We start from the raw sequence: 13183 nt of genomic DNA on the forward strand, positions 1-13183 counted from the left end.
CGTGATAAATAATAAATGATAGTATAGTTGTGATAACAGTGATTAGAGAATGTTTTGAAAAAGTGAGGTGTACGCTGTGGAAGGAAAAATGAAGGCGATTGTAAAGCATGAACGTGCAAAGGGTGCTCAGCTACAAACCGTTGATATTCCACAAATTAATGATAATGAAGTATTAATTCAAGTAAAAGCAACATCGATTTGCGGAACAGATGTACATATTTATACGTGGGATGAATGGTCTCAGAGCCGCGTAAACCCTCCATATGTTTTCGGTCATGAATTTGCTGGAGTGGTTGTAGAAAAAGGTAAGAACGTAACTAACCTTGAGGTTGGAGATCATGTTTCAGCTGAAACTCATATTGTCTGCAATCAATGTCCACAATGTTTAACAGGGAAGTTTCATATTTGCGAAAATACGAAAATCATCGGTGTTGATACGGACGGCTGTTTTGCGGAATATGTGGCTCTTCCATCACAAAACATATGGAAAAATCCTGAGTCTCTTTCATTCGATGTCGCTTCTGTTCAAGAGCCAATGGGGAACGCAGTACATACTGTACTCGCTGGAGATGTAGCAGGAAAGACCGTAGCGATCATTGGCTGTGGACCAATCGGTATTATGGCTGTAGGTGTAGCGAAAGCAGCTGGCGCATCACAGGTCATTGCACTTGATCTAAATGACTATCGTCTTGATCTTGCGAAAGAGATGGGTGCAACAACCGTCATTAATTCACGAAATGAAGACCCTCTTCAAGTTGTGAAGGAGCTAACAAATGGTCATGGCGTTGACGTTGTATGCGAGATGTCAGGACATCCGATTGCAATGAACCAGGGCTTCAAAATGGTGACAAACGGTGGCCGCGTTTCTATTCTAAGTTTACCGGTGCGACCAGTTGAAATTGATGTGACAAATGACATTGTTTTCAAAGGGATTACCGTTCAAGGAATTACTGGAAGAAAAATGTTTGAAACATGGCGCCAGGTTTCTGGATTATTGCAGTCAGGTCAGGTAGATGTGGAGCCAATGATTACGCATCACTTCCCGCTTGAAGACTTTGAAAAAGGCTTCGAATTAATGATCGAGGGTAAATGTGGTAAGGTAGTATTACATCCATAAGGCTCAAATTGAGCCATTACATAATAATGAGGAGGCCGATCAATGAAAGGTTTTGAATATCTCCAAGAAGAGCTCGATCAAATGCAAGAGGAAGGCGTGTTTCGTAATTTAATTCCGCTTGAATCCGCTCAAGGGTCACGCGTTACGATTAAAGGAAAAAACGTCATTCAGCTGTCATCAAACAACTATCTCGGACTGACGGACCATCCGAAAATGAAACAAGCAGCGATTGAAGCAGTTGAAAAATACGGTGCAGGAACAGGTTCTGTTCGAACGATTGCAGGAACGCTTTCAATGCACGAACAGTTTGAAGAAAAGCTTGCTGAGTTCAAGCACACAGAAGCGGCGCTCGTTCTTCAATCAGGATTTGCAACGAATCAAGCAGTCCTTTCAGCGATCCTATCGAAAGAAGACGTCGTGATTTCTGATGAACTAAACCACGCTTCGATCATTGACGGCATTCGCTTAACAAAAGCGGGACGTCGTATTTACAAGCATACGGACATGGAAGACCTTGAGAACGCACTGAAAGAAACACAAGATTATCGTACACGTCTTGTTGTAACGGATGGTGTTTTCTCAATGGACGGAAACATTGCACCGCTAACTGAAATTGTCGAGCTTTGTGAAAAGTATGATGCGCTTGTGATGGTTGATGACGCGCACGCGAGTGGTGTACTTGGGGAGAACGGTCGCGGTACGGTTGACCACTTCGGCTTAAACGGACGCGTTCACATCCAAGTTGGTACGCTTAGTAAAGCAATTGGCGTTCTAGGTGGTTACATTGCAAGTACAAAAACACTTCGCGATTACCTGATCCATAAAGGTCGTCCATTCTTGTTTAGTACTTCTCATCCTCCAGCTGTAACAGCGGCTTGCTCAGCGGCAATCGACGTTCTTGTGGAAGAGCCAAAGTTGATCGAGAAGCTTTGGGATAACACGAAGTTCTTTAAAGCCGGCTTGAAAGAACTTGGTTTTGACACAGGCATTAGTGAGACACCAGTAACACCTGTCATCATTGGTGACGAAGCGCTCACACATAAATTCTCTGATAAACTATTTGAGAACGGCGTTTTTGCGCAGGGCATAGCGTTCCCTACCGTTGCTAAAGGAAAAGGCCGCGTTCGTACGATCGTAACGGCTCAACATTCAAAAGAAGATCTTCAAGAAGCACTAGATGCATTTGAAAAGTCTGGAAAAGAGCTTGGAATTTTATAAATGAAAGACGGAGGGGGAGCGATCCCTCTCTTTTTTTAGGATAATTTTGTACCCACATCTGCTTTATTTCATCTATCCTGGGCTTACTCCTTTTCCAGGTTTTATTGATTAAATACTCTGAACCCCTTATAATAAAGGAATGTCCATTAGTTACACATTTCTTAATTGACAATAAAGGATAACGTATAAAACGAAGCTTTTATAGAAGTGATTTCTATTAGCGAGGTTTTTTCTAAGTTTAGGAGCATTATGCTCTTTTTCATAGCAGGGTCATCCTTTTTAATTAGAAAGGAGTCGAACGACATGAACGAACAACAGCGTCTGGATTCGCAAATCAATGTAAAGAAAACAGAGAAAACAACGGAAGATTTCGCGAAATATTTCCAGACAACGTACCAGGCACCTAACTTAAAAGATGCCAAGCGCAGAGGGAAAGAAAATGTAAACGTTCATTACGATTTTGAGATTCCAGAGAATATTAAAAACCTTGGGAAAGATAAAAAGTTTTTGATTCGTACGTACGGATGTCAAATGAATGAACACGATACAGAAGTAATGGCAGGAATTTTTGAAGAAATGGGATTTGAAGCTACAACGGAGGTCACAGAGGCGGATGTTGTTCTCCTAAATACGTGTGCGATTCGTGAAAACGCGGAGAACAAAGTATTTGGTGAGCTCGGTCATCTAAAACCGTTGAAAATGGAAAATCCCGATTTAATCATTGGCGTATGTGGGTGTATGTCACAGGAAGAATCTGTCGTAAACCGTATTATGCAGAAGCATCAATTTGTTGATTTAATCTTTGGAACACATAACATTCACCGTCTTCCAGAACTGATGGAGCAAGCTGTCTTCGGTAAAGAAATGGTCATGGAAGTATGGTCTAAAGAAGGCGACATTATTGAGAACCTTCCTAGAACGAGAAAAGGTGAAATCAAAGCATGGGTTAATATCATGTACGGCTGTGATAAATTCTGTACATATTGCATTGTTCCTTATACACGAGGGAAAGAAAGAAGCCGACGCCCTGAAGATATTATTCAAGAAGTACGCCATTTAGCTGCTAAAGGCTATAAAGAAGTGACGCTTCTCGGACAGAATGTAAACGCCTACGGGAAAGATTTAGAAGACATCGAGTATGGACTTGGTGATCTTATGAACGAGATTCATAAGATTGATATTCCTAGAGTTCGCTTCACGACGAGCCATCCACGTGACTTTGATGATCGTCTTGTGGAAGTGCTCGGTCAGGGCGGTAACTTAGTTGATCATATTCACCTTCCTGTGCAAAGTGGAAGCAATGAAGTTCTGAAATTAATGAACCGTCGCTACACACGTGAAACGTATTTAGAACTAGTTAGTAAGATTAAAAAGGTTATGCCTAACGCAACCTTTACAACAGATATCATCGTAGGGTTCCCTAATGAAACGGATGAGCAATTCGAAGAAACGATGGAGCTTGTGAAGGAAGTAGAGTATGACAGTGCGTATACGTTCATTTACTCCCAGCGTGATGGTACACCAGCTGCTAAAATGAAAGATAACGTCCCAATGGAAGTGAAGAAAGAACGCCTTCAGCGGTTGAATGCCCTTGTGAATGAAATGGCTGCCAAAAACAACGCTGTTTTTGAAGGACAGATCGTAGAAGTGCTTGTTGAAGGGGAAAGTAAGAAAAACGCAGACGTTCTTTCTGGCTATACAAGCAAGAACAAAGTTGTGAACTTTAGAGGTCCTAAATCGTTAGTTGGTCAAATTGTTCAGGTGAAAATCACAAAAGCAAAAACGTGGTCACTTGATGGGGAATACATCGAAAAAACGGCTGAGGTGAATGCATAATGATATCAAGAATGGAAGTAATTTCAAAAGCGAAAGATCTTGCGAAGCTCGTATCTGAAACAGAAGAAGTTGATTTCTTCAAACGTGCAGAAGAAAAGATTAACGAAAACAAAAAGGTTCAAAGTCTGATTGCTCGTATTAAACTAGAGCAAAAAGAAGCGGTTAATCTTCAGCACTACAGCAAGCATGAAGCATTGAAGGAGAAGGATGAGCGTATTGATAAACTCATGCAGCAGCTTGATGAAATTCCTGTCGTACAGGAATTCAAGCGCTCGCAGTCGGATGTGAATGACCTGCTTCAACTTGTGGCAAACACGATTTCTAACACGGTAACAGATGAAATTATCGAATCAACTGGTGGAAACGTACTTGAAGGAACTACTGGCTCAAGTCAGCAGGGACCTGGTTGTAAGTAATAGCTTCCATATCTTCATCATTTAACTTGAATACGAAAGCCTTCCAATGGTTTATTGGAAGGCTTTTTTTGATTGGATGCAAACTGTTTTTTGAAATAGTCACTTATTATATTGGATAATTATGTTAAAGTGAACAAAGAGACTACATAAGCTATTTCTTCAAACGGAAGAGTTTCTATGTATTTTAATAGCGAAAGGTTAATGGCGTTATAGCCTGAATAGCGTAATCCTGGAGGAGGCAATGGTGTGCGTATTTTTCATGTAAGTGAAGAAGACGATATTCAAGAATTTCACCCAAGGATTCCTACGCGTAAAGATCTTGACCAATCAATAGGACTTGTTTGGGGCGTTAACGAAATTTGTTTACCTAACTTTTTAACACCTCGAAATTGTCCGCGCGTTTGCTTTCACGTCGGGCGAAATACTTCAGATGCAGATAAGCAAACATATCTATCTTCGAGTTGTCAGCATGTGATCGTCCTTGAAAATAGCTGGTTTGAAACGATGACTCGAACTAAACTCTATTTGTATGAGTTTAATGCGATGCATTTTAAGCTCCAAGACGAGAATGCTGGCTATTATGTAAGCGAAACCACCCAAGTTCCAATGGATAAGATTGAAATAGATCACCCCATTCAGGAGCTATTCCGTCGTCAGGTAGAAGTAAGGTTTGTTGATCAGCTGTGGGATATCTATGATGAGATCCAACATACAACGCTTCAGTGGTCCATGTGCCGAATGAGGTTTGCTCGTTCAAGAAATTAAAAAGAGAGGAGTAGTCAGATGGAGCTTGGTCATCCAATCGCTGCTGGAAATACAGCGAAAGTTTACATCGTTCAAGATAAAATTGTGAAAGTGTTTCGTGAAGACCTTCCAGAAGGAATCTCTTTCTATGAAGCTGAGAAGCAACGTTACGCTTTATCAAAAGGACTTCCGGTACCGAAAGTCATTGAGGTAACGAAAAAAGATGGTAGACAGGCGATCATGATGGAAAAAATCAGCGGTCGCACGTTAGGTGAGCTACTTTTAGAAAATAGAAATCTAGCACAGCACTATATGGAGATGTCCATTGACATTCAACAAAGGATTCATCAAATTAGCGCCGACTCGTTTGAACCGATGACCGAAAAGCTAACACGCCAAATAGGTGCAGCGGAGCGATTAAGTCAATCTCAAAAAACAGCGTTACTCCTCAAATTGAGTGAAATGCCAGTTAAGAAGCAGCTTTGTCACGGTGATTTTCATCTATTTAATCTGATTATGGACGATCAAGTAACGATTATTGATTGGGTCGATGCTAGCGCTGGGGATAGCCGAGCAGATGTTTACAGAACGTATCTATTGTATACGCAATTTTCAAGCGCATTAGCGGAACTGTATTTACAGCTCTATTGCATAAAAAGTGGCTTATCAAAAGATGAAATCATGGATTGGGCTCCGATTATTGCGGGGGCACGGTTATCAGAAGGAGTATTATCAGAAGACAGCGATCGTCTATTAGAGATTGTAGATAAGTTAAGCCTGAGAGGATAAAACGCCTCTCAGGCTTAACTTATTTCTATATATAATTTTCACATACCATACTTTTTTAAGAAAAATACGAAAAGGTTGTAAAGCATTGGACATTCGAGACATAGACTGATAGTGGAACAGCCTTTATATATAAGAAAACATTTATTTTATGGTGTTGGTCATGTTATTTCATGTTGAAGTAAAAAAAGAGGAACACTGGTCGTTTGTCTTGCATAGGATGAGAATGAAGATTGGAAGAGGAGGTATGATCGATGTCAGAGGAATATAATTACAGAGAGATATTCGCCAAAGCTGTTTGCGGAAAAGGGCGTAAATTCACACAGGATACAAACACAGTAACACCAAACCATAAGCCTTCTAGTATTTTGGGTTGCTGGATTATTAACAATCAATTCACTGCGAAGAAGCGTGGTGACGTTGTACAGGTGGAAGGCTCTTATGACATTAATATCTGGTACTCTTACAGCCATAATACGAAAACAGAAGTCGTAACAGAAACAGTCAAATATCATGAAGAAATTCCTCTTCGCTACAAAGACAAAGACTGTGTTGCTGAAGAAGTGGTTGCAAAAGCGATACAGGAGCCTAACTGTCTCGAAGCTACTATTGCACCGAGCGGTCATAAGGTCATTGTTCAAGTGGAAAGAGAGTTTCTTGTAGAAGTGATTGGCGAAACGAAAATTTGCGTATACGTTAATCCGGATGGCTGCGGAGACGATGATGACGATTGGGATTATGATGTAGACGATGAAGAGTTTGAAGATTTGGATCCGAACTTTTTAATTGGTGATCTAGAGGAATAGTGCGTCCAGGGAGAAGCAATCCTTCTTCCTGGTTTTTATTTTGTCATTAAGAGCTTGTAGAGTCTAACCGCCAATTTGTCGTTTCACCCCTTCGATTGAGACATAAAACGTCTCATTCTCAGGGATTCCAACATCCTACGGATTTAAACAGGCACACTCCGCTTTTCTTGTCTAGCTGCGTGTGCCAAATCCTTCGGTCGTTTCACCCCTTCGATTGAGACATAAAACGTCTCATTCTCAGGGGTTCCAACGTCCTACGGATTTAAACAGGCACACTCCGCTTTTCTTGTCTAGCTGCGTGTGCCAAATCCTTCGGTCGTTTCACCCCTTCGATTGAGACATAAAACGTCTCATTCTCAGGGGTTCCAACGTCCTACGGATTTAAACAGGCACACTCCGCTTTTCTGATATGCTATACTGTTATTTGAATAGATTTAAGATTGGTGGAGAAGAAACATGGCTCGATATACCCCGATGATGGAACAATATTTACGGATTAAGGCAGAGTACCAGGATGCCTTTTTATTTTTTCGTTTAGGCGACTTTTATGAGATGTTTTTCGAGGATGCGATGCGCGCTTCGAAGGAATTGGAGATTACATTAACGAGCAGAGATGGTGGGGGAGAAGACCGCATTCCGATGTGTGGTGTGCCTTATCATGCTGCTGAAAACTATATATCACAGCTAGTGACAAAAGGTTATAAGATTGCGATTTGTGAACAAACAGAAGATCCGAAACAGGCGAAAGGCGTCGTTCGAAGAGAAGTCGTTCAGCTTATTACGCCAGGTACGGTGATGTCGGACCATTTAATTAAAGAAAAGGAAAATAACTACATTGTGGCTATCTCCGCATTTGATGATGAGACTTATGCGCTTGCGGCGAATGATTTAACGACAGGTGAATCGATGGCAACAATTTTAGCTGGCGATCATCATGAAGTAATCGGTGAGCTTTCGAATCTGGCCCCGCGCGAAGTCATTCTTGCGAGTGATAGTGAGGCACTTTCTACAGCGATTCAAGAGCGAATGACCGTTACCGTATCGATTGAAGATGATGTGACGATTCCAGAATCGCTGCAGAAGTTAAGTGACCATATCGATCAGCCGAAGCTTCTTCAGGTGTTTGGACGACTTCTTCAGTATTTGATTCGTACACAAAAGCGGTCAATGGATCATCTTCAGCCGCTTCGCCACTATCACGTTTCACAATATATGAAACTTGATGTGAATTCCAAACGAAACCTCGAGCTAGTGGAGACGATCCGGGATAAAAAGCGGACAGGCTCTCTCGTCTGGTTCCTTGATAGTTCGGTAACAGCAATGGGCGGACGATTACTAAAGCAGTGGGTTGAGCGCCCGCTCTTACAGCAGCGAGAAATCGAGAAGCGTCAGGAGCTTGTCGAGACGTTAATGAAGCAGTTCTTTGAACGTGAGACGATTCGTGAACAGCTTCAGGGCGTCTATGACCTTGAGCGACTTGCAGGGAAAGTGGCGTTTGGAAACCTAAACGCTCGTGATCTGGTACAGTTGCGAAAATCGCTAGAGAAGATTCCAGAAATCAAGCAGGCAGTGGGATCACTTGATAACCCATATGCGAATGAGCTTGCGGGGGAAATCCTCCCATGTGATGATCTCGTTCAGCTTCTACAGGCAGCTATTGAAGATAACCCGCCTCTTTCTGTGAAAGAAGGGCAAATGATTCGAGACGGCTATCATGCGGATCTCGATAAATACCGCGATGCGAGTCGGAACGGCAAAGACTGGATTGCGGCCCTCCAAATGCAAGAGCGAGAGCGTACGGGGATTAAATCTCTTAAAATTGGCTACAACAAAGTATTTGGTTATTATATCGAAGTAACAAGATCAAACCTTCCGAACCTTCCAGAAGGTCGTTATGAGCGGAAACAGACGCTTTCTAATGCAGAGCGTTTTATTACCCCTGAACTAAAAGAGAAGGAAACGCTCATTTTGGAAGCGGAAGAAAAGATTGTTGATCTCGAATATAGCTTGTTTGCGAACTTACGTGAAGAAGTGAAGACTTACATTCCTGAGCTTCAGCAGCTTGCGAGAAAAATTAGTGAGCTCGACGTGCTTCAATCGTTCGCGGTTGTAAGTGAAGAAAATCGCTTCACTAAGCCAGTCTTCTCCAAAGAACGTAAAGTGGCTGTTGAAGGCGGACGTCATCCAGTCGTTGAGAAAATGTTAAAAGGCCGAGAGTATGTGGCAAACGACGTGATGATGGATCGCGATCGTGAAATCCTCTTAATTACAGGTCCTAACATGAGTGGTAAAAGTACGTACATGCGCCAGCTCGCCCTGATTTCGATCCTTGGGCAGATCGGATGTTTTGTACCAGCGGAATCCGCTGTGCTCCCTGTGTTTGATCAAATCTTTACGCGAATCGGTGCGGCAGATGACCTTGCAGCTGGGCAAAGTACGTTTATGGTGGAAATGCTTGAAGCGAATTACGCCATTACGCGTGCTACGCAAGATAGCTTGATATTACTTGATGAGATTGGTCGCGGAACGTCAACGTATGACGGCATGGCGCTTGCGCAGTCAATTATTGAATATGTGCATAGTGAAGTAAGAGCAAAGACACTCTTCTCAACGCACTATCATGAGCTAACAACGCTTGAGGAAGACCTTGATCGCGTGAAAAATGTTCACGTTAAAGCGGTTGAAGAGAAGGGCAGAGTTGTTTTCCTTCATCGCGTTCATGATGGATCTGCTGATAAAAGTTACGGTATTCACGTGGCGCAGCTTGCCAATTTACCTGATGCGCTCATTCAGCGTGCAGAAGCGATATTAGCTGAGTTTGAGGCAGAGCCTGGCGCTCCAACTACACCTGTAGAGAAAAAAGAAACGGTCGAAGTCAAAGAAGATGATGCGCAGCTTGCTTTCTTTGATCAAGCAGAGGAAAAGAAGAAGCCAGCACGATCGTCTGGTGAGAAAGCGATTCTAGATCGCTTGAAGTCAGTGGATATTATGGAAATGACGCCGATGGACGCGATCAATACACTATATGAATTAAAGAAGCAGTTAAAGTCGTAGAGAAAGGGTGAGGAAGATGGGAAAGATCGTACAGCTTGATGATCAGCTTTCAAACAAAATAGCTGCCGGTGAAGTGGTGGAAAGACCGGCCTCTGTTGTGAAGGAACTAGTGGAGAATGCCATTGATGCAGAAAGCAGTGAAATCACAATTGAAATTGAAGAGGGCGGTCTTTCCAAAATTCGCATCGTAGATAACGGAAATGGAATGGATGAGGAAGATTGCAAGCTCGCTTTCTTCCGTCATGCGACGAGTAAAATCAAAAATGAACGAGACTTGTTTCACATTGAAACGCTCGGCTTCCGCGGGGAAGCTCTTCCGAGTATCGCAGCGGTTTCTCACTTAGAATTAAAAACCTCAACAGGAGAAGCGGCTGGAACGTACGTCAAAATTGAAGCGGGCAAAGTAGCGGAATTTAAAGCAACGGATAGTCGAAAAGGAACGGAAATGACCATCACGGGCTTATTCTACAATACACCAGCTCGCTTAAAACACATGAAAACCGTTCATACGGAGCTTGCGAATGTGGCTGACGTGATTAACCGTCAGGCAATGGCTCATCCGGATATTGCGTTTCGCTTCTTTCATAATGGAAAAAAACTTCTGTCCACGACAGGAAACGGTGATCTGCTTCAAGTAATCGCAGCGATATATGGCTATAACACAGCGCGTAAAATGCTTCCACTACAGGCAGAAACAATTGATTTTTCTGTCAGTGGCTATGCAGCGAAGCCAGAGTTAACACGTGCTTCCCGTCAGTATATTTCTCTCATCATTAACGGGCGTTACATTAAAAATTTTCCGATATCAAAAGGGATTCAGCAGGGCTACCATACCCTTCTTCCTATCGGTCGTTACCCTATTGTCGTTCTTCATATTAAAATGAATCCAACGCTCATTGATGTAAACGTCCATCCATCCAAATTGGAAGCGCGCATTAGTAAGGAACAGGATCTCGCACTCGCGATTGAAAATGCGATTAAAGGCATCTTCAAGAAGATTGAACTCATCCCGGAGCAAGCTCCACCGAAGCAAAAGGAGCCTGAGACTGAGCAGCCAGCATTTCATTTTCAACATGAGGTTCGGAATAAAGAGCCTGAGGACGTGCCGATTAGACGTGAATGGACTCCTGATAGAAAAGTGGAGCATTCGGATGAACAGACCGAATCGTTTCCTCAACCTTTTAGCGTGAAGGAAGAGATCCAAACAGAGCAATATGAGCCGAGACCAAGTGACGCTTCAACACATTCTAGAGAACGGGAAACGCGGGACGAGCTAGAGATGGCGATGGACTACGTGAAGGAAACGAACAGTGATTCACGCATTCCTCCGCTTTATCCGATTGGTCAAATGCACGGAACGTATATCCTTGCACAGAATGAGAATGGGCTGTATATTATCGATCAGCATGCAGCACAGGAGCGAATAAAGTATGAATTTTATCGTGAGAAAGTCGGCGAGATTGATCCGGTTGTACAGGAGCTTCTCGTTCCGATTACACTAGAATACAACACATCCGAGTCGGCGATTATTGATAGTCGAATTGATGACCTTGCGAAGGTTGGCGTTTTCTTAGAATCATTTGGACCGAATAGCTATATGGTCAGCGCTCATCCCGTTTGGTTCCCCAAAGGAGCTGAACAAAATACGATTGAAGAATTGATTCAGGAGGTCGTTGATAATCGTCGGATCGACGTTAAGAAGCTGCGTGAGGAAGCGGCGATTATGATGTCGTGTAAGAAATCCATTAAAGCGAACCGTCATTTACGTGATGATGAAGTGTTCACGCTTCTTGAAACGCTGAGGCAGTCGATTGATCCATACACGTGTCCACACGGTCGTCCGATTATCATTCATTACTCCACGTATGAGATGGAGAAAATGTTTAAGAGAGTGATGTAACGAGCACAATGAGAAAAGAATGCAGGAAAGTGCGTGAGAATCATGAATAAAGAAAAACTAGTGACCGTTCTTGGTCCGACAGCCGTAGGGAAAACAAAGACGAGCATTGAGCTTGCGAAAGCGCTCGACGGTGAAATCATTAGCGGCGACTCGATGCAAATATACCGCGGTATGGATATCGGAACGGCGAAAGTAACAGAAGATGAAATGGAGGGCATCCCTCATTATCTCATTGATATCAAGCAGCCTACAGAAAGCTTTTCGGCAGCGGAATTTCAGAAGCTTGCAACGGAGCTTGTGACGGATATTAATCGTCGGGGGAAGGTGCCGATTATCGCTGGTGGTACAGGTCTTTATGTGAAATCCGTTACTCACCAGTATGCTTTTTCCGAAGCTAAAGAAGATCCTGAGTATCGCGAACAGCTAGAACAGATGGCTGATAAAGAAGGACCTATCACATTCCATGCGCGCTTAAAAGACGTTGATCCTGTTAGCTATGAAACGATTCACCCAAACAATGTGAGAAGAGTGGTACGAGCATTAGAAGTCTATCACGTGACGGGTGAACCAGTCTCTGCTTCTAAAGATGCATTACCTGAACAGTCTCCTTACAATCTTGTGAATGTGGGTCTTATGATGGATCGGGATGTCCTATATGAACGCATTAATCAACGTGTCGATCTGATGGTAGAAGCAGGACTGCTTGAAGAAGCGCAACGTCTCTATGATGAAGGTGTGCGGAACTGTCAATCTGTGCAGGCGATTGGTTACAAAGAAATTTATCGTTATTTGGAAGATCGCGTTTCGTTAGAAGATGCGATCATGGAGTTAAAACAGAATTCAAGAAGGTATGCGAAGCGTCAATTAACGTGGTTTCGTCACCAAATGGCGATGGACTGGTACGATATGACAGAACTTCGCGAAGAAAAAATTCAAGAAATCTTGAAAGTTGTTGCAGGAAAGTTAGCAGATAGCTAGAAATGTAGTTAGGGAATGCCTTTAGAGAAAAAGAGGAGGACTGACAATGAAGCAGCAAATTAACATCCAGGATCAATTTCTAAACCAATTAAGAAAAGACAACGTTTTTGTAACGGTGTACCTGCTTAACGGATTCCAGCTGAAAGGGACGATCAAAGGATTTGATAATTTTACGATTATCCTTGAGTCCGATGGCAAGCAACAGTTGATTTACAAACATGCGATTTCTACTTTCGCTCCACAGCGATCAGTTGAAATAAATTTTGAATCTGACAAGTAAACACAAAGGCCCTCGTTCTGATTGATGCAGGATGGGGGACTTTTTCAT

The 13183-nt window shown here is 42.7% G+C and carries 11 protein-coding genes; all 11 read left to right on the plus strand.

Annotated features, from left to right (window positions below):
- The first annotated feature begins 76 nt into the window (after window positions 1-76).
- The 11 genes from tdh (at window position 77) to hfq (ending at window position 13135) form a co-directional block, all read left to right on the plus strand.
- Complete coding sequence (gene tdh, locus AC0VYV_RS10200) at window positions 77-1117, plus strand: L-threonine 3-dehydrogenase (protein WP_194221463.1); 1041 nt, start codon at window positions 77-79, stop codon at window positions 1115-1117.
- 42 nt (window positions 1118-1159) lie between these two features.
- Window positions 1160-2335 (plus strand): glycine C-acetyltransferase, encoded by a 1176-nt coding sequence (locus tag AC0VYV_RS10205; RefSeq protein WP_475374790.1) that lies wholly within the window; start codon window positions 1160-1162, stop codon window positions 2333-2335.
- A gap of 303 nt (window positions 2336-2638) precedes the next feature.
- Window positions 2639-4171: a tRNA (N6-isopentenyl adenosine(37)-C2)-methylthiotransferase MiaB gene (gene miaB / locus AC0VYV_RS10210; RefSeq protein ID WP_283152218.1), complete on the plus strand. Its 1533-nt coding sequence runs from the start codon at window positions 2639-2641 to the stop codon at window positions 4169-4171.
- Window positions 4171-4587 (plus strand): YlbF/YmcA family competence regulator, encoded by a 417-nt coding sequence (locus AC0VYV_RS10215; RefSeq protein WP_404682209.1) that lies wholly within the window; start codon window positions 4171-4173, stop codon window positions 4585-4587. The genes miaB and AC0VYV_RS10215 overlap by 1 nt, the downstream gene beginning before the upstream one ends.
- A 246-nt stretch (window positions 4588-4833) precedes the next feature.
- On the plus strand, window positions 4834-5352 hold the full coding sequence (locus tag AC0VYV_RS10220) for a DUF6886 family protein (protein WP_475373729.1): 519 nt from the start codon (window positions 4834-4836) through the stop codon (window positions 5350-5352).
- A gap of 18 nt (window positions 5353-5370) precedes the next feature.
- A complete protein-coding gene (locus AC0VYV_RS10225; protein ID WP_475374791.1) occupies window positions 5371-6120 on the plus strand; it encodes a phosphotransferase family protein in 750 nt (249 codons plus the stop codon).
- A gap of 251 nt (window positions 6121-6371) precedes the next feature.
- Window positions 6372-6923 carry an outer spore coat protein CotE gene (locus AC0VYV_RS10230; RefSeq protein ID WP_194221469.1) on the plus strand — a complete coding sequence of 184 codons (552 nt, stop codon included), beginning with the start codon at window positions 6372-6374 and terminating at the stop codon, window positions 6921-6923.
- Between the two features lie 456 nt (window positions 6924-7379).
- Window positions 7380-9977: a DNA mismatch repair protein MutS gene (mutS, locus tag AC0VYV_RS10235; RefSeq protein ID WP_475373731.1), complete on the plus strand. Its 2598-nt coding sequence runs from the start codon at window positions 7380-7382 to the stop codon at window positions 9975-9977.
- Between the two features lie 16 nt (window positions 9978-9993).
- Entirely contained in the window at window positions 9994-11877 is a 1884-nt protein-coding gene (gene mutL, locus AC0VYV_RS10240; RefSeq protein ID WP_430242574.1) for a DNA mismatch repair endonuclease MutL, read from the plus strand.
- A 42-nt stretch (window positions 11878-11919) separates the two neighbouring features.
- Complete coding sequence (miaA, locus tag AC0VYV_RS10245; RefSeq protein WP_475367297.1) at window positions 11920-12855, plus strand: tRNA (adenosine(37)-N6)-dimethylallyltransferase MiaA; 936 nt, start codon at window positions 11920-11922, stop codon at window positions 12853-12855.
- A gap of 46 nt (window positions 12856-12901) precedes the next feature.
- Window positions 12902-13135 (plus strand): RNA chaperone Hfq, encoded by a 234-nt coding sequence (gene hfq / locus AC0VYV_RS10250; protein WP_048309744.1) that lies wholly within the window; start codon window positions 12902-12904, stop codon window positions 13133-13135.
- The last annotated feature ends 48 nt before the right edge of the window (window positions 13136-13183 follow it).

This window comes from Anaerobacillus sp. QJM3NY_17 (assembly GCF_056173665.1).

Bases quoted from the DNA above. Each gene is read 5' to 3' on its own strand.
- AC0VYV_RS10225 (WP_475374791.1), top strand. From the start codon at position 5,371: ATGGAGCTTGGTCATCCAATCGCTGCTGGAAATACAGCGAAAGTTTAC.
- AC0VYV_RS10205 (WP_475374790.1), top strand. From the start codon at position 1,160: ATGAAAGGTTTTGAATATCTCCAAGAAGAGCTCGATCAAATGCAAGAG.
- mutL (WP_430242574.1), top strand. From the start codon at position 9,994: ATGGGAAAGATCGTACAGCTTGATGATCAGCTTTCAAACAAAATAGCT.
- mutS (WP_475373731.1), top strand. From the start codon at position 7,380: ATGGCTCGATATACCCCGATGATGGAACAATATTTACGGATTAAGGCA.
- AC0VYV_RS10230 (WP_194221469.1), top strand. From the start codon at position 6,372: ATGTCAGAGGAATATAATTACAGAGAGATATTCGCCAAAGCTGTTTGC.
- miaB (WP_283152218.1), top strand. From the start codon at position 2,639: ATGAACGAACAACAGCGTCTGGATTCGCAAATCAATGTAAAGAAAACA.
- hfq (WP_048309744.1), top strand. From the start codon at position 12,902: ATGAAGCAGCAAATTAACATCCAGGATCAATTTCTAAACCAATTAAGA.
- AC0VYV_RS10215 (WP_404682209.1), top strand. From the start codon at position 4,171: ATGATATCAAGAATGGAAGTAATTTCAAAAGCGAAAGATCTTGCGAAG.
- miaA (WP_475367297.1), top strand. From the start codon at position 11,920: ATGAATAAAGAAAAACTAGTGACCGTTCTTGGTCCGACAGCCGTAGGG.